Raw genomic sequence first — 26,930 nt, 5'->3', positions numbered from 1 at the left:
ACTTTTGTCCGGAAAGTTTTGGCCGCATTGAACTCATCAAATAAGGATTTGCGCCGCGCGGACGAGCACGCGGCGCTTTTATTCGGCAGGGAAAGCAGCTTCGTCTAAGCCTTTGGCCATATTCGATGAATTCTTGCTCCACAATCTCTGACGGGCCAGCGCCGGCAGGGCAGAGGAGATTAATCCTTCAAGAGGCTTTTGTTCTCAGTCGTCGGCACGTACTGGAAAGTGTCTTGTCCTTGCTCAATGGCCGGACCGGAGCCGCCTTCGTAAGCGAGGTTCCAGCTCGTGACTATCTCAGTGTTGTTGCCGTTGACCTGTGCGTAGCCGGTCCATCCGGTTGCGGAATTGCAGTTCTCCGTCGAATTGTTCCAGCCGACCGAAAATGCGATGAACGTCCCGTTTACCCTTCCTGTTAGCGGATAGGGCGAGTTCTGGCATCCGGTGCCCTGGGCTCTGTTTACATATTGGCCGGAGACATTTCCGAACGAGTCGACTTGAATGATCATCGTCGAGCCGGACTGGTTCTGCCAACTGCTGGAAGCCGATGCGATGCTTGAAAAATCCTTGAAGTTGCTTGCATCGAAAGCAAGAGCTGAGGTTGCTACAGCAAACACAAGTGCTGCAACTGCATTAGTACGGATCATGGTTTTTCCTCCTGATGTGCGCCGACCGTCGGCGATCGTACCGAAGGTTGCATATAAACTCGTAATAATCAATCAATCCGAGTAGCAATTTCCCGGGTTGAGAAAACCGAAAGACGGGCCGCGCGTTGCGTGGCGCGGCCCGAGAACGAGCATCAGGAGTGAAGACTTACACGATGCAAATTACGAACGGGATAGCGCAACGCTAATATTTGACCATCATTGGAACGGACAAACTGCATGGCCGCAACCCCGAGAGCTACCTCACGGACGTCCTAACCCAGATCAAAGATTAACCGGTAGATAGGCTTGAAGACCTGTTGCCGTGGAATATGCTTCCGACGGTCTCCACTGCGCAAAAGGCCGCCTGATGGCTCGTTCGATGCATATCTGCACGATCGAAGACGTGGCCACCATGACCGGCGAGAACCTCGAACTGCTCAGAGAGATCGTATCCATCCGAGCAGGGCCGCGGGATTTTGGGCGCCGCGCGTAGTAACGTCGGTTCATGGAGATCGGATCGAACTGCACGGAGATCGGGTGAGAATCGGCGCCGACGGTACGCCATCACATGACCGCGACAGACCCGATCATCCGCCAACACTTGCCGATCGTGCATGAGGCGATGCATCACGTCACCCATATGACCGTGCGCAACCGCGGCACCTTCGGCGGCAGCGTCGCGCATGCGGATCCAGCGACCGAGATGCCGATGATGACACGGTTCCTCGGTGGGACGGTCATCGCCTCCTCTCAGCGCGGCAGACGCGAAATACCTGCAGCCGATTTTTTTGTCGGATCGCTGGTCAACTCGTTGGAACCGGACGAGTTTGTAATTCGCGTCGAGCTCGACGCGATGAGACCGGATGCCGGATGGGGATTTGAGGAGTTTGCAAAACGCCACGGGGACTTCGCACTCGCTTGCTTTGCGACGACGCTGCATTGTGTAGATGGCAGGGCGTCTGACGTTCGCGTTGGCATGATGGGCGTTGGTGAAACCCCGCTGCGGCTTGAAGAGATCATCGAGGACGGATGTTTCCGAGCCGGCTCTCGATACGGTGGCGGATCGCCTGGCTGGAATCCTCACGCCCAACACGGATATCCATGCCTCTGCAGATTACCGCAGGCATCTCTCAGGCGTCCTTGCCAAACGGGCCCTTCGCGCCGCCTGGAGCCGCGCGAACCACGAAAGGCTTCAAGCAAGATGAGTGAGAAGACGATCACCGTCAGCGTCAACGAAGCGTATATGACGCGCACGATCGAAGCACGAACGCTGCTGAGCCACTTCCTGCGCCAGGATCCTTTGCCTGACCGGAACCCATGTCGGGTGCGAACATGGCGTTTGCGGTGCCTGCACCGTCATTCTCGATGGAAGGAGCGCACGCTCCTGTCTGATGCTTGCAGTGCAGGCAGACGGGAGCGAAATCGAAACCATGGCCAGGGAAGCGTCGATACTCGGACGAATCCAAGAAGCGTTCCGCCAGCATCATGGCCTGCAATGCGAATTTGTAGGCCCAGTTTCATCGTTGGCGATCATCGACCTTCTTCGCCACCATCCGCTGGAAACCGATGATAAGATCAGGGAAGCGCTCTCAGGAAACATCTGTCGTTGTACGGGCTATGAAAACATCGTCAACGCCGTCCGCGAACTGGCTAGCAAGAGAGGACCTTAAGATGAAGATGCATTTTCTCGAGGCCGGCCGCCTTCGTATGCGCCGGTCCATCTACGTCCCTGGGGCGCTGAAGGAAGAAGCGATTGAATTGCCGGTTCACGCCACCCTGATGCGCCATCCCCAAGGCAACGCGCTGTTCGATAGCGGATGCAATCCAGAGGCCGCCATCGATCCAGGCGCGCGATGGGGTGGGTTAAGCAAGGTTATGACCCCGATCTTTTCGCCAGAGCGGACGGTCGTTCATCAGTTGAAGACTCTTGCTCTCGATCCCGAGGACATAGATGTTGTGATCTGTTCACATCTGCATCCCGATCATTGCGGCTGCAACGCGTACTTTCGGCGCGCAACGATCCTCTGCCACGAAGCGGAGGCGCAGGCCGCCACGGCAAGCGGTGCAGAAAATCAAGGCTATCTTCGAGGAGAATGGGACCAGCCCCAGGGTTTCCAGACCTTCAATGCCGAGCATGACGTCTTTGGCGACGGGCGCATCGTCTTGCTGCCCATGCCGGGTCATACCCCCGGAATGACCGTCGCCCGTGTCGAGCTGGAAAAAGATGGTTCATTTATACTCGCTTCAGATGCTGCCCCGCTCCAGGCGAGCGTCGACACCGGTATCGCTCCGAGAAATACTTGGAACATCGAACTCGCCGCAGAGGCACTCGCTCGCCTGAAAGCTCTTCGGGAGCGGGGAGCTTCTATCATTTTCGGCCACGACGACGCGCAATGGCAAGAGTTGCGAAAGGGTGTGGAGTTCTACGAATGAGCCAGCAGGACCATTCCGTCGAGCTGCGGCCCAAACTTGTCGGCAAGCGGGACAAGCGCACCGAAGATCCACGTCTGCTGACGGGTGTTGGTCAGTATGTCGATGACATGGCGCCGCGGTATGTTGCATATCGCATTGCGACGCTCCGACCAGCCACATGCCCGAATCCTGAACATCGATGTCGGCGATGCGTTCTCGGTGCCCGGCGTCGTCGCGATCTATAACGCGAGCGACCTGGAAGGAGAGATCAAACCTGCCATACCGACCTCGCGTATGCCTGGTTATTACGCCACCCCCATATGGCCACTTGCACGCGGGAAAAGGTGGCCGTTCTATCGGATCGTGTCCCAGTACGTGGCGTAGGTGACGGTAGGGAGTAAAGCCGAGCGCCCGCGCGCTTCTCGTTGCGCTGTAGCGGGTGACCGGCTTTGCGGGCGGCCATCAGTGTTTTTCCGCTAGGGTCGGGTTGTTCAAGACCAACCTGACGGAAAGATCACCGATGACCAATGACATGATGAACGTGCGCTCCCTTGTTGAGAAGAGTGCCGATGCAGATTTGTTGCGTGAGATGATCGGTCTTGCTGCCGATCGGCTGATGGAGCTGGAAGTAGGCTCGGCTACGGGTGCAGACTTCGGTGTGAAGAACTCGATGCGGCTCGCACAACGCAATGGCTACCGTGACATCGGGAGACGCGGGCTGGCACCGTCGAGCTTCGCATTCCGAAGCTGCGCAAAGGCAGCTACTTTCCGAGCTTCCTTGAACCGCGCCGCATGGCAGAGAAAGCTCTGACGGCCGTTATCCAGGAAGCGCATATCCAGGGAATCTCGACTCGTTCTGTCGACGACTTGGTCAAGGCCATGGGTATGAGCGGCATCTCCAAAAGCCAGGTGAGCAGCCTAACATCGGGACGAACGCAATCTGCGGGGCGAAGGTGGCTGCGACGGCCATCCTCATCAGCGGCTGGAGATAGATCAGATAACCGCCCACGGTGACAAGGATGCCGATCTGGAGTAGCGGCTCGGAGATGCTGGTCCCAACGAAACTGCCCACCGGTTCCGCTTCCGCAAAGACGATCGACAGCTCAACCCCCTCGAGCGTGGATTCCGATGGCGGCGTCTCGGCCCGATGCAGAACGCGCGCCCCGAGCCAAAGCGTGCTTTTTTCGCCCACCCAGCTTCTTTAGAGGTTGGAGGTGAATTTATCGCGCCCTTCAACACTGCGACCGCGAGATAGAGGGAGACGAGAAAGAGAAGAGACCGGTATGACGCTTGCTCGGTCGCCTCATTGACGATCCGGCGCTGGAGTTCGAGAGGCGCCGCGCCGATAACGAAAAGAGCCAGGGACAGCCCTGCGACCAACGCCTGATGACGCCTTCCCATCAGCCAGATGAAGCCGAATAGTTCGGAGAGCATCGAATCCGTCGCGCCATTTGCGGGACGCGGCCGGACAATTAAATCCTGGAGGGCCAGATGTTCATCGCGCACTCACGGGTCAGAGAGAGCGCTCGACGCGCCCGGTTCGGGAGTCGTCGGATGGCCTCACCAGTAGGACGCTCACGACCGTCCCCACCATGAGGATCAGGATGACGAGGAGAAGCCTCGACACGACGGCGTCTGCGATGACCCTGACAAACATGACGGAAACTCCAGGGACGATTTCATAGTTTGAGAGAGCTCACCATGCGGTATCCAGGGTGATGTTGTTTACCACGCCGCCGACGCCGCGGATGCTTTCCGCCGCCACCCTGGCCGCCGAGCATTCCAGCTCCGTCTCGACCTCTCCCCTCAGGGTCACTGCCCCGTCGGAGACGGTCGCATTGACGATGGGGAACCTTATTTCGAACTCGGTTTCCAGGCGGCCACGAACGGCCGTCCCTAGGGCCTCGTCGCCGGAAGCAGTACACTGCCGTCGAACATCGAGAAGCGCTCGCATCAAGTCGTGACGGCTGATTATGCCGGCGAGTCTGCCGTTCGGTGTTTGATGTCGTGGGCCTGCAGGAGTTCTGCGAGCTGGCTCGCGGTTGCGCTCGGGGCGGCGCTGACGACGGGCGTCGACATCACGTCCTTGACGCGCCAGCTTCGGGCCTTCACATAGTCCGCCAGTGCATCTTCGCGGTCGCGCGTATGCGGTACCGCCCGTCTCGCCCAGGATGACGCCACCCGGCGCAGCAGGTCTCCCCGGTGACGATGCCGGTGAGCCGCCCTTCGCCATCGATGACGGGCACCGCGCCGATCTTGCTGGCGTTGACGATCTCGACGGCTTCCCTGACGTTGTGTCCCTCGTCGAGCGTCGTCACGGGGTCGTCATGATGTCTCTAGCAAGCATCGCGCTGTCTCCTTTTCGATCGGACAATTACGGAGCCAACTTGTTGAGCGCATTGACGTGGATCAAGGCAGACACGAAGCCGCGGGAGGCATCCTTCACGCGTCGTCGTCTCTGAAGCCTTCCGACGAAGTGCGGCGTCAGGCTCGCCCGCATTGCAACTTATTGAGGATCGAGGCGTTACGGTTCGGTCTCGTCCTCGCGCGGCGTACCAAATTCTTCCCGCGCCGTCGCAAGGAGTCTTATGCAGCAACCCGTCAAGCTGGTATCCGTCGGCACCGCCGTTCCGCCACATGTCATCGACCAGCGTGACGCGGCGCGAGCCTCGCACACCGCGTTCTCATCGCGATTTGGCGATTTCGAAAAGCTGGCAAGGGTGTTCGAAACCTCGGGAATTCGGCGCCGCTATGCCGTCCGGCCGATCGAGTGGTATCTCGAGACGTCGGGATGGCCCGAACGAAACCTCGCTCATATCGAGGGCGCTGGTGCAATGTTCGTCGCCGCCGCCAGCAAGGCTCTCGTGTCGGCGGGCATTGCAGCAGGCGATGTCGACACGATCGTAACCGTCTCCTCGACTGGTATTGCGACACCTAGTCTGGAAGCGAGGGTAAGCCGAGAACTGGGCTTCCGGGACGATGTCGAACGGGTTCCCGTGTTTGGCCTCGGCTGTGCCGGCGGAGTCTCTGGGCTTTCAATCGGGTCACGGCTGGCGGCATCCCGGCCAGGCTCAGTCGTGCTGGTGGTCGCCGTCGAGACCTGCACGTTGGCATTTCGCATGGACAAGCTTACGAAGGCGAACATCGTGGCGACCGCCCTCTTCGGCGACGGGGCCGCCGCCTGCGTGGTGCGTGCTAGTGAGACCGGTCTGGCCGAGGTCGAACTTGCAGGCCAGCATACGTGGCCCGACACGCTAGACATCATGGGATGGAGCGTCGATCCGGAGGGTCTGGGCGTGATCTTCGATCGTGCGATACCACCGTTCGCCGAAACTCATGTGCTGAAGGGCGTAACGTCCATACTCGCCCGATCAGATCTTGCTCCTGCCGACGTTGACCGGTTTGCGTGCCACCCCGGTGGATCAAAGGTTATCACCGCCTTGGAATCGGCGCTTAAACTAAGCCAGGGAACCCTCGACCAGGAACGTGAGGTTCTCTCGGACTATGGGAACATGTCCTCGCCAACCGCGCTGTTCGTACTCGAGAAGCTTCTTGCGCAAGGACTACCCAGGAGAACTGTCCTGACGGCGATGGGACCGGGCTTCACCCTTAGCTGCCTCTCGTTGACGGCTGCAGCATGACCCGGCGATCATTCTCCAGGACGTTTTAAGATCGCATCGTTTGCAGAACGAACAGGACTCGAAACACGTAGCTGACGCTGCAAAGGCTGCGATTGCCGTGGGACACCCCAAGTCGAAGGCGAGGTTGCCACCTCGCACTCGAATCCTTTCTCTTGCGTGCCGGCGTAGCTGCGGCAGTATGGCTGGTGGTAGTCGCTACCCAATCCGGTCCTCTGTCGCACTAGGAGGAGCGTGCCCAGCGCCAATTCTGGATTTCCGGCAAGTCTTCTCCACGCTCCCGCACGAACGCCCGGTGCTCGTCGAGCTTTGCATGCAAGGCTGCCGTCACATCTGGCACCTTTTCGGCGAGGCCGGGCACGCGCGCGATCGGTCGCGATGTCTATCTGCGTGTATCTGAACCATGCGATCCAGCCATGGCACTGAATGTGCATCGGCAAACAAAAGCGGATTTACAACCAACGTTGTCAGATACGTCTCCCCCAAGCGGGATTGATGTCTCGGGGGCCAGTGTCTCTCGATTACGCCTGTCATCGATCGCCGACCTCGGCAGGCCACAAGGAGTGGGAAACTTTGATCTCCTACGCACTTTGCTCATCGCTTCCCATTCCTAGCTGCATTGAAGCGTATCTGGGGCAGAGTGACTTCAAATAGGCGCTTCAGCGGAGTCCACCGACCGAGGCACTGGATGTTCGCAACCAACTGCCGCTTTTCCGGAAGATGATGAGTTAAGGTGGCAGGAAACGGAATAAGACTGGTTGACGAGAAGCCCGGGAAAAACAACAGAAACTGGTTCGAAAGTTCTTGTTCGTTCATCAGCGCTTTTTGTTGGATTGTGAGAGCACGGATCCTGCCAACTGCTTGGTAGCAGTGCTGTATTTCGTGCTCGATAGAACCTGCGAAGCCTTGTCCTCCATCGCAGCTCCTGTCTGCTTTGAGGTGCCCGCCTGCAAGGGCTCTGTTGCAAGATCGACTCCGACTATGTCCTGATGTACCCGGCGATCCGCCCCGGCAGCTACGTCCTCATTTCCGTGACCGACACCGGCACCGGAATGACGTCCGATGTGATGGAGAGGGCTTTCGACCGTTCTTCACCGCGAAACCGACGGGCTCGGGAACGGGGCTTGGGCTGAGCATGGTCTACGGTTTCGCAAAGCAATCCGCAGGGCACCTGCAGCTCTACAGCGAACTTGGCGAAGGGACGACGGTGCGCCTCTTTCTTCCACGCGCCGACGCCGGAAAGGATTCTCATCCGAACGAGCAGCGGGCTGAGGAAGCCCCGCCTCGGGGCACGGAAACTATCCTGGTGGTCGAGGACGACGCGAGAGTTCGCCGAGTGACGGTCAGCCGCCTGCAGACGCTTGCCTACTTCGTGATCGAAGCTACGAACGGGATCGACGCGGTGAAGGAGCTGGAGGCGGGGCATGACGTAGCGCTCCTGTTCAGTGATGTGGCCATGCCGGGAATGAACGACGACGAACTGGCCCGGAATGTCCGGGAGCGCTGGCCGAGGGTGAAAATTCTCCTGACGTCGGGCTTTTCTGAACCCCATGCCGCGGACAAGGAGATCGAAGCGGGCGCCGGCTGGCTGAAGAAGCCGTACACTGCATCGGAGATGTCGACCCGTCTCAGGCTGCTGCTCGCCACGAGGCCTAATAGCGATTCTGCTCGACAGCAGGATTTCAATTTAGAAAAATCAAACCCAAACCTCAATCGCGCTGCCGTTGCGGGGACTCATATCTTTCTTCGCGGAAGATCCCAGCCTACGTCGCCACCCAAGGTCGCTCTCCAAGAACATCAATGGTCGCCTTGTGCTCGCGACGGAGGCTCTGCAACGGGTGGTGCGGAATTTCGTTCCGAAGACGAGATCTGCGCGCAAGTCGATCAAGGAAATTGGGCTCTATGCGAAGGGCGCTCAGCGGCGCCCTTGCTGCTGAGTGTGGGCAGAGCAGTAATGTCTAGCCAATCCCGATATTCGATCACCCGACCGTCAGTCGGTCGTCGAGAGTGCTGATCCCTGGAGCGGACCATGCAGCGCGCTCCGCCGCCTGCCGTTCCGACCAGGTCTTCACCTTGCCGGAGAGGATTACCTTTCTGCCTTGGACGTCGATTCTGATTGCATCGGCCTCAAGAGCGGCGTCGCGCTGGAAAGCATCCTCGATGCGTTTCTTGACATCCACCGCCGTAATATGCGGCTTCAGCTCCACTAGGTTGGACACCCCTACTACGCCGGCGAGATCCCGCACGGCGTCGTAGGCCGCGTTCTTTTGATATTGCCACTCGACCTCTCCCCGCAAGGTGATCCACCCTTTGAGGACCCCCACCTGCACCGAATCCTTTGGCACGGAAACGTTCCAGTCGAGCATTTTGACAGCTCGCCGGGCGATGTCGTCGTCGTCTGTTTCCTTCGGCCCGAAAATCCGGACCTCGATATCGGCAGCTATTCCGCGCACGCCCTTGACGCGACTAACCACGCGCTCTGCGGCTTCTTTCTCCGCGTAGGTGCGCACGTGACCAGTCAGTGTGACGATCCCGCTATCGACCGCGACGCCGATATCAGCCGCGTCGATGCTGGGCTCGAATTCCATTTCGTCGAGAATGTTCTGTCTGAGTTGAATGTCGTTCATGACAACCTCCTTCAGGTTTGCGACGTGCCGATCGTGACAGCGCCGCAGATTTTCGTCGTTGATCTTCATCAAGCACGAGAGCGACCTTGGAATTTCAGCGGACAGAACACGGTCTGCGGGCTGCTACTGGGTCTGCACGTCAGCGGCCACGAAGAGGCGGTGGCCGTTCCTCACGACGGTGATGAGAGCACGGGCATGCTCCTTCACGAGTATTGAGAGGAGTTGCCCGACGTCCGTCACCGGCTGCTGGTCGAGAGCGACGATAACGTCGTCCGGCTGCAGGCCGGCCTGTGCCGCGACCGAACCCTCGGCGACGACGACGACGCGGGCGCCGGGACCATCGGGAGAGTTCGCCATCTCGGCGTCGGCGAGAGGGCCGCGGGCGATATGAATGGTACGCGAAGCAGCCGGTTCGGCAACCGGTGCGTCGGACACCACGGGAAATGCTTCTATCCTTCGGCTCGCGCGGTCGATCTGGAAGGACGGCTTGGACTGCAACGGTAGCGATCCCACAAGCCTTCGAACGTCGGACGCGCCGCGCACCGTCCTTCCGTCGACCATCCGAATGACGTCGCCCGGCTGAATTCCTGCATTTGCCGCCGGTGAACCCGGAAGGACTTCGCTGACCAGCGCGCCCGCCCCTTCATCGACGCCGAACGCCTTTGCGAGACCGGGCGTCAGGTCCTGCGTTAAAATTCCCACCTCGCCGCGTACCAACTTGCCGGTCAGGATGAGCTGCCGCATCACGATGCCGACAGTCTCGGCTGGGACCGCAAAACCGATGCCGATGCTTCCTCCGGCGGGGCCGATGATCGCGCTATTGATCCCGACCACGACGCCGTCCTCGCTTACAAGCGCGCCGCCCGAATTGCCGGGATTGGTCGACGCGTCCGTCTGAATGAATCCTTCGTACCCCTCCGATCCCACGGCACGGCGCCCAAGCGCGCTTACGATGCCCATCGTCGCGGTCTGGCCCAGGCCGAAGGGATTCCCGATCGCCACGACGACGTCGCCGACGTGAAGCGAGGACGCGCTTCCAAACTCGGCTTGAACAAGATGATCAGGTGGAATTTGAACGACAGCGACATCCGTCTCGGGATCGGCGCCGACAAGTTTCGCTTGGAAGCGTCGGCCGTCGGAGAGCGCCACCTCGATTTTTGAGGCGCTTGCTATGACATGCTGGTTGGTGACGATGTAGCCGTGGACCTCGTCGATGACGACACCCGATCCGGCCGATTGGAAGCTGTGCTCTGCCGGCGCAGCGTCGTCAGGTAGTCCGAAGAACTTTCTGTAGAAGGGATCAGCAAGCGTTGCATCCGCGTCGTCGAGTTCCCTGCCCTGCACCGAGATGCTGACGACGCTCGGCACGACACGCTGGAGCATCGGCGCGAGCGACAGGCTGTCTGCAACGGCTGGAGCCGACAATAGGCTCTCACCTGCGATGAAGAGCGCCGCCAAGGCGAGCAACGAACGCGACATCTCTGATCTCCTTGCGGAAGCGCCGCCGGTTGTCGGCGGACGTCTTGACGAAGAAGCTTTTGTGTAGCGCAAGCAAAGCGCATTGATCCTTGTCAAGGGGAACATCGGCTACGGAACGATCACGGCGGCTCCAGAGACACGGCCTGCGCGCAGATCGTCGAGAGCCTCGTTCGCATGCTCGAGGGGGTAGACGCTGGTGAAGCATCTGACCCCTGCCGCCTTCCCGATCGAGAAGAATTCCGCCCCGTCGCTCCGCGTCAGGTTCGCCACCGAGACGACCCGCCGCTCGCCCCAGAGCAGACGATAGGGCATGCTCGGAATGTCTGACATGTCGATGCCGCCGCAGACCAACGAGGCCGGACGGAAGTTCACGCTTGATCTTGGCGCCGTCTGGACCGGGTTTTCCGGTGAAAGGCCGCCGGTGCCGCTCGACGCCGCCATCATCTTCGCGCCGGCCGGCGAGCTCGTGCCAATGGCGCTCGACGTGGTGCGGAAGGGCGGAACGGTTGCCGACCGGCAAAGATCTCGTCTTGAATCAGAGCGCCCGCGCGAAACGCGGGTGCGAGGTGAAATTAGATGTGGCGCTTGGATATAGGCCGCGTAGATATGGCATGTGGTGCTCCGATTGTGGGATGCGGGTTCGGCTCGAGCATCGACGGTCATTCCGTTCTGACTGCACTGCGTCCCGACACGGCCGTGACGGCAATGCCGTAGAAGACATGAGGAGAGCCATCGGGCATGGGGAACTCCTGGGGCTTTATAGAGCCGATTTCCCACCAGTCCGAATACTTTTGGAGAAGACCACGCGTGGAGCCGTTCGCTTTGTCGCGCCTCGCTGTCAGGAAATTCCTCGAACCTGCCTTCGACGACGATGCTCGTCCACCCGCCGGCGCTCGAACGCTGCTCGATGTGTAGGCAGACCTTGTCGTTCCCCGCATCCAGTCGAGCTTCTTGCCGGGCATGGTGAAGCTATAGGCGACGCCGTTGGAAAAGGCGAAATAGATCGCCGCCACGTAGAGCTGCCCATCCTTGCAGCATGCCAGATGACCGAAACGCTCGTTCTCCAGGATGCGGTAGCACTCACCGGGGTTGATCTCCGTCAGATTGATCGTCATGGCCGTGTCCTCCAGCTTCGATGAAGGCGCGATTATAGGAGCTTCATTGCGCCGCGGCCTTGACCAAGCGCAATGCGAACTCTCTCAGCGGCATGCATCATGACGGAAGTTAAACCTCAGGAGGCAAGCATGAAGCCGCAGTTCCATCTCCCGTTGTCGACCTATCCCGACGCGAGTTCCTTCGCCATAATCGACAATGCTATCGGCCTCGCTAGGCAGAATGACGCCCATCTCGTCGCCAGTATCCCACAAGTCCGGATCCCCCAGGTCCATCCGCCCTTTCCCACCGTTATCGATGTCGAGACATGGCGGGGACAAGCAGAACGGTATAGCCGGGACAGCGGGACTTCGCTGCGGGGACACATCGCCGACGCTATTTCGGAAACTGGCTTCGAGGTGCGAATCCACGGATTCGAGGTCAGGGAACCGTTCGTCTATGAACGCTTTTCTGAAATTGCCAAGTGCTACGACCTTTCCATCGTCGAAGCCTCGGAGCTCTCCCGGCAACTCTCCGAAACGCTGCTATTCGGAAGCGGCCGTCCGCTCGTGCTATTTCCAGCCACCAGCGTCTACTCTCGTGTGGACACGATCGCCGTCGCCTGGGACGGCAGCGCCACCGCAGCGCGCGCCCTTTCCAGCGCACGGGTCTTCATCGAACGCGCGATCAAGGTGCAGGTCATCTCGATCACCGACGACAAGGAGATCGACGAGGCGAACCGCGCCCTCCTGATCTCTTCGTTGAAGCATTCGGGACTCGACGTGGATGACGTATCGATCCAGGCAGGCGGCGAGACCGCGACAGGCGCCATCCAATCGGCCGCGCTGGAACGAAAGGCGGACCTTCTGGTCGCGGGCGGATTTGGCCATTCGCGGCTTCGTGAGTTCATCCTCGGCGGCGTCACTCGAGAACTTCTCGTCAAGGCCGAGCTACTAGTGCTTCTCGCCCATTAGAGGGCGCGAAGGGCGTTTAGAATGACCGCGACGTCGATGGCCTCCTAAAGCAATGCCCCGCCGACTGGCGGAAGGTATTGAAGCCGGTCTTCGAGCGTGATCGTGCCAGCCGGCGTGCCGTCAAACACTACCTTGACACGCATTGCGCTGCCTGACCCGTTAGGCGTCTCCTCCGACGCCGACGCGCACGCCATCGACGATTCCGGATCCCGCGGTCTCGGTCACCTCCGATGGGCGGCTCACTCCCAACCCACGTCTATGCGCCTCGTCCACCAGCGCGCGTCCGACCACATGCCCCGACGCCTGGTCCAGCGAGGCGGCCAGCCGCAGGATCCTGTTAGGATGCTCCGATCCCTCGATGTGGCCGACTTCGGGCTGTCCCGCGGTGAGCGTCCCCGTCTTGTCGAACACCGCCACGGTGGCCTGGACGAGTGCCTCGAGAGGTCCCGCACCCTTCACCAGAACGCCCTCCTTCGCAAGTGCGACGGGTACGGCCAGGATCAACGGACAGGGCGTGGCGACGACCAGCACGGCCACGATCCTTGACAGGTCTCCGGACATGAACGCCGAGACGCCTGCAATCGCTACCGTGGCGAACAAGAACCACACCGAGAACCGGTCGGCCAGTCGCATCAGCTTCGCCTTGGAGCGCCTCGATGCTTCCACGAGCCTCACTATTCCGGTATTCCGGCATAGGTGCTGTCTCGGCGCGACTTAGAACGCGGATTTCGATCACGTCCCCCTCGTTCGTAGCGCCACTTGAAATGTTGCCATCCCTCGCGATGCGCACCCTTAAAGGCTCTCCGGTCAGGACCGCCTGGTCGATCGTCGCGACTTCGCTGACGAGAGCCCCGTCGGCCGGTACGACGTCGCCCTTGCGTATCAGGAGCACGTCGCCGACCGCGATCTTCTCGATTGACCCCCTTGCTATGTAGATCAGCGCTTCGCCTGCCCGGCGCTGGCCGGGGCCAGATCTGAGACCGTGCGATGCAGATATTCGGCACAGGACCCCGCAGGACCATATTCATCTTCATTGTCTTCACGACTTCGAATCAAATCAACTGCTTAGCCTTGAAAGACGGCCTATTCTCCAAACGGAAGTTCAATTTCTTCGCCGTTTCTTTTTCCGCCCTCGGTCAGGACCGTGTTGAGCCGCTCGGCATCTTGTGCTGGCAGCATTCCCGCCCCGGTTCGAATACCTTCTCGCCATGTAGGCCCGCGCCTCCATGCTTCGTTGTAGACGAGCGCCAAGTCGGTAGATCGCCTTGTCTGCTGCAGCGCTTCGAAGAGCAGCGCAGCTTGTCGGATGTCCTTCTCACGCTTCGCCGGCCCCTGCCCGTCCGTGTTTCGGCGGCTGGCGACTATTAGCTTGTGGACGGCATACCGGGACGGATCAGGGACGACGACCGGAACACCGCTTCGGTGGAGCAGCATTGTCCTGACGGGTTCCCTTATGAGGAAGTCGAGAAAGCGCAGTGGATCCGCGCTGGCGCCACCAAGAGCGGGCATCTTCGCCGGCTGATCGATGTAGTCATCCGAACCACGGTTCGACGTCAGGAACTCAACCCTGTAGCCGTCGGCATTCTGAAACGCTGACGATACCGCGGCTCCCGATCGATGTGGAACTGGACGAAAGCTGGCGTCGACGCCCTGCAGCAACTCAAGGATCGGAGGCAGACTATCTTCGACCTCCCGACTGATGGCATAGTCCTGGGCGATGTCAGCATCGCCGGTCAGGATCGCAGCCATGGGAAGACGGACACCGAGCAGTCCTGAATAGCACTGAAAGGCCACCGTGCCTATGAGAATACCCCGGAGCCGAAAGAGACCGCCATCGGCAAGAGCCTCGACGATATCGCCCGACATGGCGTCAGGGGCGATCATCCCGCCTTCGCGGGTCAGGGTATTTACCAAGCGCCTGCGAGCGCGTAGATCGTCCTTGTCCCGCTTATGATCAGCTACGCGCTGTGCGATAACCGGATCATCAGCGGAACCGACGTAACGACGTTTCGTACCACCATGTCCATCCGGGATGTCGAAATACCAGTACTTGCGCCCCTTGATGTTTGCCGGGGTGAACCGACCCTCCGGAGGGAAATCGGCCGTCCAAGCGGCGTCGAGCGAGCGCTGACCGAGCTCAGCGAGCATCGTCTGATACATGAGGTCGATGGACTTCATAGCTCGACTCCAGGGTTATACTGTTTTTCAAAAACAGTATAACGGTCGTGAGGATAGGTCGCAAGATAGGATGCCGCCTCTATCGCCTTGAAAGGACACCTGCAACAAGCTTAAAAGGCAGGCAGCGCGTCGCGCTCATCGTTCAAACCGCTCCAGCATTTTTCTCAACTGCGCGTTTTGCAACGTTAGCTTTCTGGCCAGCTGATCCCTGAGCATCCTGATCTCGTCATCGAGGCTCATCCCGTTTGCAGTTTGGATAAATTGGGGATCGTCTGCAATCGCCACCGCTTCCTTGCTGCGGCTCCTTTGCTCGCGCGGTGCGACTCGGCAATTCGCTTGAGCCTAGCGGCATCATTCGCAGCGGTGACGTCGAAACCAGTACCACCTGATATAGCGGGATCAGCGACCTCCACGATTTCGGCAACTTCGCCGTCGACCTTGTCGTGGACATCGCTTTCGGCTTCTTCGGAATGCACAGGCTTGAGGGAAATTGCACCGGGTTGACCGTGACGAGGTAGCTCCGCGCCTGCCGGCCGACCATCGCTATTCAGGCTGTCCTCGGCAGGCGTTTCAGTCGGACCAGAACTAGGCAACGCCTCCGGCGAAACCTTCTCGGTCGAGCCGCTTTCTCGCTTTTGTTCGCGTCCCGGTGAGACCAGTCGGGCAAGAAATTTCCAGGGAGACGCCATCTATCCGACCTCGCGTTTTATCCCGCAAGCAGGCAGTAAGTCTTCATTCCGGCAACAGCTCACCGTCGCCAAATTTTATCTCTTGATAAGCATGGAAATGCGGCCGGCGATTGACCAGCTGCTTTTATCAATCGAGCTTGAGCCGTTTGCGCAGATCGGCATTTTCAGCGCGAAGTTTTTCAGCCAGAAGCTTGCGCAGCCGCTGATTTTCCTCTTCTAACTGCAGGAGGTCCGCCATTTCATCGATCGCTGTCATCGGCGCGGCAGGCGCCGGCTGCACAGCCTTTGGAGCGCGGCGCACCGGTGCGCGTTTGGCACTCGCCGCAGCTTCGACCACCTTTGTCTTGCGCCCTCTCCTCTTCACACCACCGGCGCCGGCCAGAGCAGCTGCTGGCTCTGCCGTAGTGTCAGCTGACGCGGTTTCGAGTGCCGCGGCTTTCTTGGCCCTGGGTTTGCGCTGTTTCTTCGGCGTAATTGGCGTTTCGACAACGGCCGGCACATCGGCACTGGTTGCAGTATCAGTCTCGTCGGCCATGCTCGTCTCCTGTGTATCTGATGCAGTTGTCGACGGCTCAAGAGGCGGTGTCAACAACGACTCAGCCTGATCTGGTTTTGGTAGAGAAATTTCGCTGTTGGATTTGCCACTCTGAGAGCTATCCGACAGAAACGGCATTGCCTCTTTGTCTAGGTCGCGAGCGACGGATTTTAGGTCCACGTTGCCCCAGATCGAGTTCGACCTAGTATCGAGTTTTCGTCTGCCGCTTTTGTACTCGACGGCAAAACTGCGTTGCACTTTTTTCAATATAAAAGCCCTTGAAAAATTCACGGGATGATTTGGTGATGGGGTGGTGTATCCGAAATAACGATTACCGGACTGCCCGTCTATAGCCACGCTCGAATGTCCACCTCACCTTTCCAGGAGCAGAATTCGTGGCCAGTCGAATGGGGGATGAGACGGGTGAGGCTACATTGGCCCTGAACGAAGTCAAACCGTACTGATTCAAAAGTTGCACGTGGGCAACTTATCGGCGAGCTTCCTTGTTGTGCATCGCCGGAGTCTTAAAAGATTTTAACTGCCGAACCCTCAATCGAAGAAGCAATGCGCCTGTCAACCTTGTCTTTCTTTGCTCGCCTGCCGGGCCAGTTCCCTTCGATCCATTATGCGATCTTCCTGGCCCAAAACGTGAACTCCATAGCAACAAGCCGGCCGCTGGCCTCGAAAGCTCTCCCAGTACCAGCGACGTAGGAATGTCCTGGGCCGAGCGGATTGCGACTGACCGCTAGAGCCAATATCGGTGCGCCGGCGGAAGCTTCATGCGTGCGAGCCCTCATTCTTTTGGATGACTTTCCGCGCATCGTAAAAGCGTCATACTATCTTGGCGGGAAATTCGGAGAGGGGCATGCATTATCGCCAAAGGTCGGTGCTGTCTGCGGCACCTTGGCTGATCATCGGAGCTGCCGTAGTAGGCGCTTCGAGCGGTGTAACTGTTGCAGACTTCGAAAAGCCGGAACTGCTAATCGCCGCCCTGCTTGTCGGCCTTATCATCGGCATGTCCGTTGAGCAGTTCCTAACCAGGACGAGCAGACAGGCGTGGCGCGAGAGAAACAGGTCACGATCGGAGGAAAGGCGCTGGAACGAGCGCATCATACAGGAACCCAGGCTTCAGACGCCAGCTGCTGAGCCATTGCGTCCAGTCGACGCCACGGATCAACTGCGTATTGTGATGCGCTCCAATTTCACCATTCAGCCATTGTTGAACAAGAGCGAAGCCCGGGTGTTTCGGGAACTCGACAGCGTCGTGATCGGCTGCAATTCCACCTGGCAGGTGATGGCTCAGGTTTCGTTGGGCGAGATCCTTCGAAGTGCCGACCCAGACGCCTACAGTTGCATCAACTCCAAACGTGTCGACTTGCTCCTCGTCGACGGCAATTGCCAACCGAGGCACGTCATCGAATACCAGGGCGGAGCACACCACCAAGGCACCGCGGCCGCGCGTGATGCGGTAAAGAAGGAGGCGCTGCGACGCGCCGGGATCGGCTATTATGAGGTGGTGGCTGGCCAAACGACGCCGTCGGAACTCAGGCGATTGGTCGAGAAGCTGGTGGACAACCCGCGTGTCACTTAAAGCGATATCATCACAAACCTATGCACGGCCGAGCCTCTTCGACAGGAAGAAACGATTGTCTTGCCGCGATGTAATTGAGGCACACCCGGAATGATCTCCGATCTCCAGGCGGTTCGCGAAAATCTGTTTCCGGCCAGTCGCGCAGCGATCGAGGACTTGCAGGCGTTCCCTTGGCATCGTGATCGAACCAATCGAATCCAAGCCTACAAGGCGCATTCGTCGCAAGCCATCGTAATCGATGTACTGCCAGAACTTTGTCGCCATCCCGCAACGTTCCGGGCGATGAGCCTGATGGCCCTTGAAGGCACCCGGAATTGCCAGCGAGGCGCACAGGCCGGCTCCAGTCGCTCCGCCCAGATGTAGACGGCGACAATTGCCATGAGTGGCAGATGATGCGACGGCGCAAGCAAGGGCAACAGCATCAAGCCCCAACAGCTTGCAATGCACCAGAGACCGTGTGTCATCCCCCATGCCAGCACATTTTCATAGGCCGCCGGCGGAAAGGCGGCCAGGCTGGGGCGGCGATGACACCGGTTCAGGGCGACCTGCTTCCAGGGTGAAATCTGCCAGATAAACGCGATGATCAGGCACGCGACCAGAGGCAGGGCGGAACTGGTTGAAGCTAGGCGCAGCGTGATCGCGACGCCGAGGAGAGCAATACCCGCCACCATCCATGTACCGAGATAACTGACGACAAACAACAGCTCGGCCCACGGCCGCACGCGCCAGAAGCTGCGCTCGCGCACATGCCTCAGTGGAACAGAGAGCGTCGGCAGCATCATTGCCATCACCATCATCGCCCAGCTGACGATCAGCTGCAAAGGTGAGACGTAACTGAAGAAAAAGGCATAAGTCTTCGGTGAGGGAGTGGACCAGACGAAAGCAGCGGAACAGATCGTCGGCATGGAGGTGCTGTCGCCGCCGACAGCCAGGGGAATCCATGCCGAGCCGGCAGCCAGTGCGAGTGGCGCAAAACCGCGGCGCCACTCGCGCACCGCAGGAGAGGTGCTGCGCAAGACGCTCACTCGAATTGCCGATAGATGCTGATCCGGCCGATTTTGATATTCGCCGCATCCGGGATGTTTTCGAGCGGGACGAAACTTACCGGCAGGCGGGCGACATCAAATTCGCCGTCGAGGTGCATTTTATCGACAATGTCTGTGATTTCCAGCTTGTATGTGATGCCGTTTCCGGAATGTTTGCCTGCCGGATCGCTCGCCTGCGTCACGCCAAAGAGCGCGACACTGCCCGCCAGATATTTCTTGTTCCCGGCGGGATCGGCCCCCTCGGGCAGCCCGACATAGACCTGGAATATCACGGCGTCATGCACGCCGGTGACATTCTCGAGATTGAGAAACACGCGGTCGGGCGCCGTCGGGGCGATCCTGTTGGCGCTCAGGCTTTGGCTCACCCTGGCCCTCGCATCCGGCTCGACCTTGACAGAGCTGCGCATAGTGCCGCTGCCGGCGAGCGACATGCCGCTGTCGCTGGCCGCGACCAGTTCCACCTTGTTCTGTGTCGGCATGTCTAAACCTCTTGTGGCAGCAACGGAACTCCGCGCAATGCCCAGTCTCTCCATGCGTGCGGCGACGGTGACGATCGGTCCGGCCTCCGCGCCGGGTGTCAGGTCGTCGTATTCATAGCCCAGACTGGCCAAGTCCTGCATTTTCGTCGGAGTATAAACCCATTTGGTCTTATCTGGGTTCGGCATTGTAAATTCGCGCTCACCGATGCTCGCCGGCCCATCCAACCATTTGGAGTCTGTCGGATTTTGCCAATCCGTCGGCGAAGTAAAGGGTTTGCCTGTGGGAAATTTGTTCCAGCTCTCCCACAACCGATCGATATTGCAGTGATGTAGGTAAAAGATAGGGTCGAGCGCTGCCGCGGTCGGAGTCGACATCAGGCCCGGCAATGGGCGCCCGGCCTGAGGCGAACCTGGCGGAAACACCAGGGTTGGGTGACCACCACCAACCAGCACATGGATGATGTTGTGCGGATCCGATTCGATTCCGCCGCTTTCTTCGCCGCTCCAGCTGAAGCCCGTTTCAACGCCACCGAATCCGGCACTGCCCCCGCCGCCGGGTCCGGCAAATTCTGGATCCTGCATCGCATTCAGGTTGGTTTGCGAGCTGACGTCGAATGGTGTGCTGCTGCTGAGCACCCCCCACCGCTGTTCGACAAACAGCGGATTGTCTCCGGTGCCATCCGGCCAATTGGCCGTGCGGAATGCCGGCGGCAGGACGTCCTGATCGGTTCCGAAATAGTTCCAATAGGGCAAGGCCCAGCTGGCGCTTGGTCCGTTGAGCAGTTCGATCTCGTGCCGGAGCATATTTTCCAGAGCCAGGAGATACCCGCGATGCCAGGGCAGGAAATACCAGCTCTGGTGCTGACATTGGTCGAGATAGGTCGACGTGTCGGATGCATTGGGGTCCGCATCGGCACTGTCGGTGATCTGATAGAAATCCCAGAGCCCGCGCCACATCCCATGAATCGCCGCATAGAAGTTCCAGCTTGTCGGATCTTCCAGCTTGCGGGCCTTCATCGCCTTGACGCCCCTTGCATACCAGAGGATCGGGTCGGCCCAGTCACTTCCCAACTCAAAGATATTCTCCCGTTTGCGCATCGCACTGTCCTCTCAGGAAACGATCGAGAATTGCTGGCCGCAGACTGCACGCGACCACTCAGGCCGGCCGCATCAAACGCGCACCGCATAGAACGTGGCCGTATAACCCGCGGGTGACTGACCATTGGAGTGGGTCACTGTCCGAATAACCGTACCGACGATGGTGTCGATCTGGTCCACGCCGTTCGGCCAGCGGGGAACGGGATAGCCGAGATAGTCGTAGACCCATTCCTCGTTGTCGATCATGCCGCGCCCCTGCCATTTCAGCGTCGCCGGCGCGCCGTCCGTGGCAGCCCCGTCGAGGGAAAGAGACCAGCCGGTTCCGCCAAGAGAACCGCCGATCTTGCCGGGCGCAGGCTCGGACAAAATCAGCGTTCCCGCGCCAAAGCGCAAACTGTCGAAAGATGCGGAAAGGTCGGGGTTGTTCACCAGGCTTCGATAACTCCAGATGCCGGAAAAGCTTATCGCCATGATAGTCCTCCTTCGGTGAAGCATGCTCAAATCATGTGGCGAGCGGCAGAGGGTCCCCCCGCGTCAGGCGATGCCGACACCGTCGAATGACGCGTCGATCGCCGAAATCCGTCGCGCAAGCTGAGCGGATGGAGCGGTCCTGAACAAGGTGCGTGCCGCACTGACGACAGCCCGACGACTGTCACGGAATTGCGAGGTGCGCGAGAGCAGCTGCGTCACCGCGACATAGAAGACCGCGGCGACTTCGTCTGGCGTGAAGACCAGACTGCCGCCTTCCTCCGCCACCAGCATGAGATAAGCCGCCTTGTTATGGATACCGCTGTTGACATGCACCCCTCCCCAGTCGCCATTCTGAGTGACCGGCATGATCCGATACTGGTTCATATGTGCAGGCTGGCCCCGCGACGCGGGATCGGACATGTCGCGGATGGGACCGCCGCCTCGCGCGAACCCCTGCCCGAGCCTCCAGTCCCATTGGCGGGGATCGGGATTGCCTCTATTGGCGATCAGCATGCCGAAAATATCGGAATAGGATTCGTTGAGCGCTCCGGATTGCGCTGCATATTCGAGGCGTGAGGTATTGTCGGTCACGCCATGGAACATCTCGTGCCCGACGATATCGAGCGCGGCGGCCAGGGTGAGAAGCTGGTTGCCGTTGAGCACCTGGCCATAGACCATTTGGACGCCATTCCAATAGGCGTTGAACCACTGGTTTCCACCGGGGCTTTCGCGCATGACGACGCAATTGATGCTGGCGTTCATCGGGCCGCCGCGATTGTCGATATTATTCCTCAACACGACTTCACGGAGGAAATGCGCGACGGCCGCCGCATTTGCATGCGCGCTGACTGCGGCAGGCGGCCAGGCAGGTCCTATTTCGTCCCCCGGCAGCAGGGCATCGTTGACGTTCGGATCCCGAAAACGAAAGTCGAAGGTCTGGATATTGTTCACCGTGTCCTTCAGAACGGCGCGGGCACCAATTTTTTCGACATTTATGGTCCGTTGAACATTGCGGGCGTCGAAGGCGAGCTGCTCCTCGGCGGCCATTGTCGGGGTACGCGGTAATTCCGCAATCACCCTCCCGGTATTCGCATCCACCACGTAGTCGAAATAACGCGGCCTCAACGGACCGGATCCGGCACTCTCCGGCATCGTCACCTCGACGTCCTCGAAAATATATGCCAGATGCCATTTGTCCTTCTTGGCCTCGTAATAGAAACTGAGACGGGGCGCGACACCGGCGATCTTCTTCTTGAACTGGCCTTTCTTGTCGACCGCCGACGCCGCTCTGGTGGCCGAAATCTTCGCCACAGGCGGAACATTGGTCGGCTCCCCCAGCGCCGAATTCAGCTCACGAGTTTGTTGTCGTCGTCCAGCTCCACGGTCACCAGCGACCCGTAGACAGGGATGTCGTGGAACGCCTGGCGAAATTTGACGGTACGGGTATGGGTCAGTGGAACCGTTTCTGTGCCGATAACCTTGAATTGAGAGTCAGCGTTTTCTGCAGACGGCGCAGTAAAGTCGGGGACGCTATTGCTTGTGAGCGCATGGCCGAGATATCGACGGGCCGCAGTCTCAGGGTCCACCACCTGTGTGGCAGCAGGCTCAAACGCGAAGGTCGGGAGGTCAGACTGTTCTTTAGCGAGAGCGGCGAACATAGGAGCCGATCCGGCGTCCGATACGTGCATCGAAAAAGATTTCATCCCGTTTCCGGGCCTGTGTGACTCTGCCATGGCAAATCCCCATCCCCATAGAGGCAGCCGCGTCGCAGGCGGCACGCCGGCTATGCAGTGTTGCTTCGGTCAAATCCGATATCGCTCACACCCTTCTAAATCGTTCGCGGAGGTATCCATGCTCGTCGGCTCGCCATCTGTAGCGCACGTCCTGTTCGTTCTGCCCGCGTCTACGGTTCAACGCCAAAGTCACAAAAGCACAGCATGCTCCGCGAGTAGGGTCACGACATAGTCGCGTCCCCCTCCGAGAGAGGATCCGGAAGAACTGAAATGGTGTGGATGCCCTTATAACGATAGGTTTTATTAAAACACGAACGCAAGCAACCATCAAGAGCTTTATCGTTCATAGTACAATTATTTCATGCACTCATTATTACTTGTAGGGACGATGGATCCATAGGTGTGCAGGTGGCCGCATTAGGCCTTGCAGGGAGAAAACGCGCACCAGCCGCCTGGATGAGAATCTGCATTGGTCGGCAAGGCGGATTTAGGCTCAGAGGCGGGTCTGGGAGAGCAGGCAACTTGCGAGCACGAGCAGCTTGAGCATGATGGCGACGAGGAGATCTTGGCTATTTTTCCTGCGGCTTTGAATGTGTTTGCTAAGCGAGCAAGAGCGGGGGGACTGAACCGCGCCGGGTTTGCCGGAGACCGTTTGGTTTAAGTTATGCGGCCATAGCTGGTGCGTCCAGCATGGCGTAGTATCGTTCTTCTGCCTCTGCTGGCGGAATATTCCCAATGGGTTCCAGAAGACGGCGGTGGTTGAACCAGTCGATCCATTCGAGCGTGGCGAACTCCACGGCTTCGAAGTTGCGCCATGGGTCCTCGCCGATGGATGACCTCGGCCTTGTAAAGACCGTTGATCGTTTCGGCGAGAGCATTGTCGTAACTGTCGCCAACGCTTCCGACAGACGGCTCGTGCCCGCCTCCGCCAGCCGTTCGGAATAGCGAATGGACACATATTGCGAGCCGCGGTCGGAATGATGAACCAGCGCGCCACGTTTAACGGGCCGCCGATCATGAAGCGCCTGGTCGAGGGCATCGAGCACAAAGCCCGCATGGGCCGTTCGGCTTGCCCGCCAACCGACGATACGGCGGGCGAAGGCATCAATGACGAAGGCCACGTAAACGAAGCCCTGCCAGGTCGCGACATAGGTGAAATCGGATAACCACAGCATGTTCGGCGCTGGAGCGAAGAACTGTCGGTTCACCCGGTCGAGCGGACATGGAGCGGACTTGTCCGACACGGTGGTTTTGACTGGCTTGCCGCGAATGACGCCTTGAAGCCCCATCATTCTCATAAGCCGAGCGACGGTGCAGCGGGCGATGTCGTAACCTTCTCGCTGCAACTGCCGCCAGACTTTGCGCACGCCATAGACCTGGAAGTTCTCGTTGAACACCCGACGTATCTCGACTTTCATGGCAATATCATTCCGTTCGCGGGCCGATAGGCGGTCCACGTCCATGCGCTTGGCGATAACCTCATAATAGGTGGACGGGGCAATCGGCAGCAGTCTGCAGATCGGCTCGACCCCGAGCACCGAGCGGTGTTCGTCGATGAAGGAGATCATCGCTTCAGTGGGCGGTCGAGCTCCGCCTGGGCAAAATACGCCGAGGCTTTGCGTAGAATCTCATTCGCCTGACGAAGCTCGCGGTTCTCTCGCTCCAGAGCCTTCATCTTCTCCGCCACGTCACTCGGCAAACCTGCACGCTTGCCGCTGTCGACCTCGGCCTTCTTCACCCATTCATGGAGGGTATGCGCCGAGCAACCGATCTTGGCCGCTATCGATGATACCGCCGCCCAGCGGGGGGGGGATGTTCGGCTTCATGCTCCGTCACCATCCGAACGGCGCGGGCACGAACTTCAGGAGAGAATTTGTTCGTCGTCTTGCTTGTCATAGACCCTACTTCTCACGAGTTGGGGGCTCCGGCAAACTCGGCGCGGTTCATTCTGACAAGACCTCCATACCTACGACCCGGCCCGTGAAGGGCTTGAGCCGCTAATCGAAAAGGTGTGGAGTTATTGCGAGGCCAACGGGATCGCCGCGAAGACTGTGACGCTCAAGTTGAAATATTCTGATTTCGCCCAGATCACCCGCAGCAAAACGGTTCCCACACCGCTGCCGGTAATCGCCGACCTGAAGGAGATCGTCAACCTTCTGCTGGTGCCGATCTTTCCGCCCCGAAAGGGCATTCGCTGTGTTCCGGCGTGCAAATTTGGCCTAAAGCTCGTCAATGCCAATGATTGTCGTGGTCGTGGTGCGCGCCGGTCAATGCGTTTTTGAAATAACGGTTATAGTATTCGAGGTCGACGTGATGCACCTGTATCCACACGCCGGGAACATGAATTGCATCGACATGCGCGGGGAAGCGACCATGGGTATCATATATGTACTCGCAAATGTCCGTCACGCACTCAATCACGTCGCTACTGTACTCGGCGGCCTCGGTTAGGTAACGATCGCCAAAGTCATCCTTGTAAATTCCCTTGAAAAGGGCCGCATCCTTGTAAATCCCCTGTGAACCAAACTTGGCCGAAACCACTTCGTCCACGGCTTCTCTCATGTTTTGATAGTTCGGGGGGGACTTCGCCTTGATAAGGTCGCGGTCTCCCAGTCGCAGACCAACCGGATGTGCCCTGAGGCTGCTGTATTTCGGCAGCGGCACCTGCCAGCGTAAAATGTCGAGCAGTCGCCATTTCGGCACAGCGAAATCGAAACCTAGCATCGGACCGTAGCTGTCCCGGAATTTTGGATCGCCGAGCAGTACCGGCGGGCTGATGGAGGCGTGAATATAGGCTCCTAGGCCCATGGCATCAGCGACCAACATGAGATTCTGGAGCAATAAATCTGCTTCGATCTGGGTCCGTAGGCTACCGATGACGCCGAGCGGCACCTTGATCTCTTCGTTGAGAAATCGATTCTTGACCCATTTTCCTACGCCGGCCCTAAGATAGAAATTACGATCGTCAACGATTGTTGGTCGGTGTCCTTCGGGCTGTGTCAAGAGATACATCAGGCCGTTAATATATTGATGTGACAGGTCTACGACGGGAAAAAGCACCGTCGTGCCGGGCAGGTTCGACAGCAAGCGATTGGAATCGAGATAGGCGGGGAATTCGCGGTTTGCCGTATCCAGTCTGCCATTGCTAATTTTCACTTTCGCTCGTTTGGCATGTGCGATTAGTGCCTCCGGTTCGAACGATAATGGTGGGGTGAACGGAACCCTGTCGATGAAGTATGTGCCGGTATCGTTGATGAGGAAGAAATATGTCCCTTGGGCATTGTCGGGGCTGCCGGCCGTTCGCCCTTCCATATGGACATTCGGCTTTGCCATTACGAACTCGCCGGTGACAGGATCCTCAAACGGCCTGTCCGGCATTGTAAGGCCGGTAAGGCCAGTCATGGCGATTAAAATTGCCTCTTCGAGGTCGGTAAGTGGCACCGGTTTTTGGGTGGATTGATAGGTCATGGTGCCTGCTTTGATCAGGGGAACACCTCGGCCGATCCGGTGCGTACGCCGTTGAAGAATCGTCTGGATTAATGGGCGCTCGAGCAATCGCTCAAAACCGGTTTTGTTTGTCTCCTCGCTGCTCATGTTTCCTCCCCAGCCTCCGAATGTGGCGTCGACGACCCAGCTTGGCCGTCTCAGTATTGGACGGCGCGCTCACGTACCCACAGCCGAATGGCCAGGGATAGCGAGATCACGGCCGCAAAAATGATCCCAAGAATATGAACCGGACCACTTCGCAAAAACAGGAAGGTGGTCGCGAATATTAGAAAAGTAAGCGTGCGTACAGCGATCTGGAAGCGCGCCGCGGGCGGGGTCCGGCTCGGCGCAAACCATAGAAGCAAAACATCCAAGCCCCACAGGATAACGAGCAGGAAATTTATGCTGGCAATGGGAATGCCCATCTGCACGAAGGTGTCCTTAAGCCCGTTGAATATTACGAATATGGCCCAATAAGCGTGAACAAGAAAAAGCAGATAAGCGAAGGTCCAGAACAAGTGTACGACGTTGGCCATGCGTTGGGAGAGCGTGCGGTAGGGATAGAGCGCCAAGCTCGGGAGAAGCATGAGACTTGTCACCCAGATAGTGGCTTTCGTGCGACCGAGATCGACGTCGTCCAGCGTCGTCTCCGGCCAGAGGAGCGCAAGAACCAGCAGTACGCCAAACGTCACGAACGCCAGCGAGAACTGCGGCAGAGTTATACTGTTCGGAGGCATGGCCTTCATGGGCTCGTT

General features: G+C 58.9%; 22 protein-coding genes, 12 pseudogenes and 1 other annotated feature. Of the genes and pseudogenes, 13 read left to right on the top strand and 21 right to left on the bottom strand.

Annotation, left to right across the window (positions count from 1 at the left end; genetic code table 11):
• Window positions 1-179: 179 nt before the first annotated feature.
• Window positions 180-647, bottom strand: coding sequence for an avidin/streptavidin family protein (locus AMK02_RS23530; protein WP_004674376.1), 468 nt, complete (start codon window positions 645-647; stop codon window positions 180-182).
• A 209-nt stretch (window positions 648-856) separates the two neighbouring features.
• Here AMK02_RS23530 and AMK02_RS32695 point away from each other — a divergent pair.
• The 6 genes and pseudogenes from AMK02_RS32695 to AMK02_RS23510 all read left to right on the top strand — a co-directional run.
• A pseudogene (locus AMK02_RS32695) lies at window positions 857-1,015 on the top strand (transposase domain-containing protein); the annotation flags it as partial.
• Window positions 1,016-1,215: 200 nt separating this feature from the next.
• Window positions 1,216-1,434, top strand: a pseudogene (locus AMK02_RS32245) (FAD binding domain-containing protein); the annotation flags it as partial.
• Window positions 1,435-2,038: 604 nt separating this feature from the next.
• Window positions 2,039-2,317, top strand: a complete 279-nt coding sequence (locus tag AMK02_RS23525) for a (2Fe-2S)-binding protein (protein WP_008534159.1) — start codon at window positions 2,039-2,041, stop codon at window positions 2,315-2,317.
• Between the two features lies 1 nt (window position 2,318).
• Entirely contained in the window at window positions 2,319-3,080 is a 762-nt protein-coding gene (locus AMK02_RS23520) for an N-acyl homoserine lactonase family protein (protein WP_004674371.1), read from the top strand.
• Window positions 3,077-3,401: pseudogene (locus AMK02_RS30415) on the top strand (xanthine dehydrogenase family protein molybdopterin-binding subunit); the annotation flags it as partial. The gene AMK02_RS23520 and the pseudogene AMK02_RS30415, both read left to right, overlap by 4 nt.
• 178 nt (window positions 3,402-3,579) lie before the next feature.
• Window positions 3,580-3,980, top strand: a pseudogene (locus AMK02_RS23510) (transposase); the annotation flags it as partial.
• Window positions 3,981-4,572: 592 nt separating this feature from the next.
• Here the strand turns inward: AMK02_RS23510 and AMK02_RS31875 are convergent.
• From AMK02_RS31875 to AMK02_RS23495, 3 genes are all read right to left on the bottom strand, one after another.
• The gene (locus AMK02_RS31875) at window positions 4,573-4,716 is read right to left on the bottom strand and encodes a hypothetical protein (protein ID WP_016737394.1); all 144 of its coding nucleotides are present in this window, start codon (window positions 4,714-4,716) and stop codon (window positions 4,573-4,575) included.
• Window positions 4,717-4,755: 39 nt separating this feature from the next.
• Window positions 4,756-5,013, bottom strand: a complete 258-nt coding sequence (locus AMK02_RS23500) for a BON domain-containing protein (RefSeq protein ID WP_008534156.1) — start codon at window positions 5,011-5,013, stop codon at window positions 4,756-4,758.
• 154 nt (window positions 5,014-5,167) lie between these two features.
• Window positions 5,168-5,377, bottom strand: a complete 210-nt coding sequence (locus AMK02_RS23495) for a CBS domain-containing protein (protein ID WP_008534154.1) — start codon at window positions 5,375-5,377, stop codon at window positions 5,168-5,170.
• 270 nt (window positions 5,378-5,647) lie between these two features.
• On the opposite strand from AMK02_RS23495, the gene AMK02_RS23490 reads away from it, so the two are divergent.
• Complete coding sequence (locus tag AMK02_RS23490) at window positions 5,648-6,700, top strand: type III polyketide synthase (RefSeq protein ID WP_008534153.1); 1,053 nt, start codon at window positions 5,648-5,650, stop codon at window positions 6,698-6,700.
• Between the two features lie 220 nt (window positions 6,701-6,920).
• On the opposite strand, the pseudogene AMK02_RS31870 reads toward AMK02_RS23490, so the two are convergent.
• Window positions 6,921-7,067, bottom strand: a pseudogene (locus AMK02_RS31870) (hypothetical protein); the annotation flags it as partial.
• Window positions 7,068-7,832: 765 nt separating this feature from the next.
• Between AMK02_RS31870 and AMK02_RS23485 the strand changes: the two are divergent.
• Entirely contained in the window at window positions 7,833-8,711 is an 879-nt protein-coding gene (locus AMK02_RS23485; RefSeq protein ID WP_016737392.1) for a response regulator, read from the top strand.
• Here the strand turns inward: AMK02_RS23485 and AMK02_RS23480 are convergent.
• The 3 genes and pseudogenes from AMK02_RS23480 to AMK02_RS23470 form a co-directional block, all read right to left on the bottom strand.
• Complete coding sequence (locus AMK02_RS23480; protein ID WP_029532346.1) at window positions 8,677-9,324, bottom strand: BON domain-containing protein; 648 nt, start codon at window positions 9,322-9,324, stop codon at window positions 8,677-8,679. The genes AMK02_RS23485 and AMK02_RS23480 overlap by 35 nt on opposite strands.
• Before the next feature lie 123 nt (window positions 9,325-9,447).
• Complete coding sequence (locus AMK02_RS23475; protein WP_016737390.1) at window positions 9,448-10,803, bottom strand: trypsin-like peptidase domain-containing protein; 1,356 nt, start codon at window positions 10,801-10,803, stop codon at window positions 9,448-9,450.
• A gap of 108 nt (window positions 10,804-10,911) precedes the next feature.
• Window positions 10,912-11,154: pseudogene (locus AMK02_RS23470) on the bottom strand (alcohol dehydrogenase); the annotation flags it as partial.
• A 22-nt stretch (window positions 11,155-11,176) separates the two neighbouring features.
• Here AMK02_RS23470 and AMK02_RS32235 point away from each other — a divergent pair.
• Window positions 11,177-11,311 (top strand): annotated as a pseudogene (locus tag AMK02_RS32235) (alcohol dehydrogenase); the annotation flags it as partial.
• Window positions 11,312-11,462: 151 nt separating this feature from the next.
• Here AMK02_RS32235 and AMK02_RS23460 read toward each other — a convergent pair.
• Window positions 11,463-11,918 (bottom strand): annotated as a pseudogene (locus AMK02_RS23460) (pyridoxamine 5'-phosphate oxidase family protein).
• A gap of 129 nt (window positions 11,919-12,047) precedes the next feature.
• Here AMK02_RS23460 and AMK02_RS23455 point away from each other — a divergent pair.
• A complete protein-coding gene (locus tag AMK02_RS23455) occupies window positions 12,048-12,869 on the top strand; it encodes a universal stress protein (RefSeq protein ID WP_008534144.1) in 822 nt (273 codons plus the stop codon).
• A 77-nt stretch (window positions 12,870-12,946) separates the two neighbouring features.
• Here the strand turns inward: AMK02_RS23455 and AMK02_RS32590 are convergent.
• The 4 genes and pseudogenes from AMK02_RS32590 to AMK02_RS30395 form a co-directional block, all read right to left on the bottom strand.
• A pseudogene (locus tag AMK02_RS32590) lies at window positions 12,947-13,785 on the bottom strand (HAD-IC family P-type ATPase); the annotation flags it as partial.
• A 167-nt stretch (window positions 13,786-13,952) separates the two neighbouring features.
• Window positions 13,953-15,047: a nucleotidyltransferase family protein gene (locus AMK02_RS23445; protein ID WP_012489416.1), complete on the bottom strand. Its 1,095-nt coding sequence runs from the start codon at window positions 15,045-15,047 to the stop codon at window positions 13,953-13,955.
• A gap of 135 nt (window positions 15,048-15,182) precedes the next feature.
• Window positions 15,183-15,736: pseudogene (locus AMK02_RS23440) on the bottom strand (hypothetical protein).
• Between the two features lie 127 nt (window positions 15,737-15,863).
• Complete coding sequence (locus tag AMK02_RS30395) at window positions 15,864-16,538, bottom strand: transcriptional regulator (RefSeq protein ID WP_008534132.1); 675 nt, start codon at window positions 16,536-16,538, stop codon at window positions 15,864-15,866.
• 598 nt (window positions 16,539-17,136) lie between these two features.
• On the opposite strand from AMK02_RS30395, the gene AMK02_RS23430 reads away from it, so the two are divergent.
• Window positions 17,137-17,862: a DUF2726 domain-containing protein gene (locus tag AMK02_RS23430; RefSeq protein ID WP_016737385.1), complete on the top strand. Its 726-nt coding sequence runs from the start codon at window positions 17,137-17,139 to the stop codon at window positions 17,860-17,862.
• A 203-nt stretch (window positions 17,863-18,065) separates the two neighbouring features.
• On the opposite strand, the gene AMK02_RS23425 is transcribed toward AMK02_RS23430, so the two are convergent.
• The 5 genes from AMK02_RS23425 to AMK02_RS23405 form a co-directional block, all read right to left on the bottom strand.
• Window positions 18,066-18,887 carry a DUF2182 domain-containing protein gene (locus tag AMK02_RS23425; protein WP_016737384.1) on the bottom strand — a complete coding sequence of 274 codons (822 nt, stop codon included), beginning with the start codon at window positions 18,885-18,887 and terminating at the stop codon, window positions 18,066-18,068.
• Complete coding sequence (locus AMK02_RS23420; RefSeq protein ID WP_016737383.1) at window positions 18,884-20,485, bottom strand: tyrosinase family protein; 1,602 nt, start codon at window positions 20,483-20,485, stop codon at window positions 18,884-18,886. Before AMK02_RS23420 ends, AMK02_RS23425 begins: the two co-directional genes overlap by 4 nt.
• A gap of 72 nt (window positions 20,486-20,557) precedes the next feature.
• Window positions 20,558-20,950, bottom strand: coding sequence for a hypothetical protein (locus AMK02_RS23415; RefSeq protein ID WP_029532339.1), 393 nt, complete (start codon window positions 20,948-20,950; stop codon window positions 20,558-20,560).
• A gap of 69 nt (window positions 20,951-21,019) precedes the next feature.
• Complete coding sequence (locus AMK02_RS23410) at window positions 21,020-22,267, bottom strand: M4 family metallopeptidase (RefSeq protein WP_064807211.1); 1,248 nt, start codon at window positions 22,265-22,267, stop codon at window positions 21,020-21,022.
• Window positions 22,268-22,302: 35 nt separating this feature from the next.
• Window positions 22,303-22,659, bottom strand: a complete 357-nt coding sequence (locus AMK02_RS23405) for a hypothetical protein (RefSeq protein ID WP_064807207.1) — start codon at window positions 22,657-22,659, stop codon at window positions 22,303-22,305.
• Between the two features lie 499 nt (window positions 22,660-23,158).
• Here AMK02_RS23405 and AMK02_RS23400 point away from each other — a divergent pair, with 499 nt between their 5' ends.
• On the top strand, window positions 23,159-23,350 hold the full coding sequence (locus AMK02_RS23400) for a hypothetical protein (RefSeq protein WP_016737380.1): 192 nt from the start codon (window positions 23,159-23,161) through the stop codon (window positions 23,348-23,350).
• Window position 23,351: 1 nt separating this feature from the next.
• Here AMK02_RS23400 and AMK02_RS23395 read toward each other — a convergent pair.
• Window positions 23,352-24,585 (bottom strand): annotated as a pseudogene (locus AMK02_RS23395) (IS3 family transposase).
• Window positions 24,183-24,299 (bottom strand) — a sequence feature (AL1L pseudoknot). It overlaps the preceding pseudogene by 117 nt.
• A gap of 56 nt (window positions 24,586-24,641) precedes the next feature.
• Between AMK02_RS23395 and AMK02_RS30390 the strand changes: the two are divergent.
• A pseudogene (locus AMK02_RS30390) lies at window positions 24,642-24,884 on the top strand (DinB/UmuC family translesion DNA polymerase); the annotation flags it as partial.
• A 34-nt stretch (window positions 24,885-24,918) separates the two neighbouring features.
• Here AMK02_RS30390 and AMK02_RS23385 read toward each other — a convergent pair.
• Both AMK02_RS23385 and AMK02_RS23380 read right to left on the bottom strand, forming a co-directional pair.
• Window positions 24,919-26,283, bottom strand: coding sequence for a hypothetical protein (locus AMK02_RS23385; RefSeq protein ID WP_016737376.1), 1,365 nt, complete (start codon window positions 26,281-26,283; stop codon window positions 24,919-24,921).
• Between the two features lie 50 nt (window positions 26,284-26,333).
• Window positions 26,334-26,921, bottom strand: coding sequence for a hypothetical protein (locus AMK02_RS23380; RefSeq protein WP_009991263.1), 588 nt, complete (start codon window positions 26,919-26,921; stop codon window positions 26,334-26,336).
• Window positions 26,922-26,930: the final 9 nt, after the last annotated feature.

It is taken from the genome of Rhizobium sp. N731 (assembly GCF_001664145.1).
Lineage (GTDB): Bacteria > Pseudomonadota > Alphaproteobacteria > Rhizobiales > Rhizobiaceae > Rhizobium > Rhizobium esperanzae.
The sequence above is the reverse complement of the archived record's forward strand: the minus strand, read 5'-3'. Positions and strand labels throughout refer to the sequence as shown.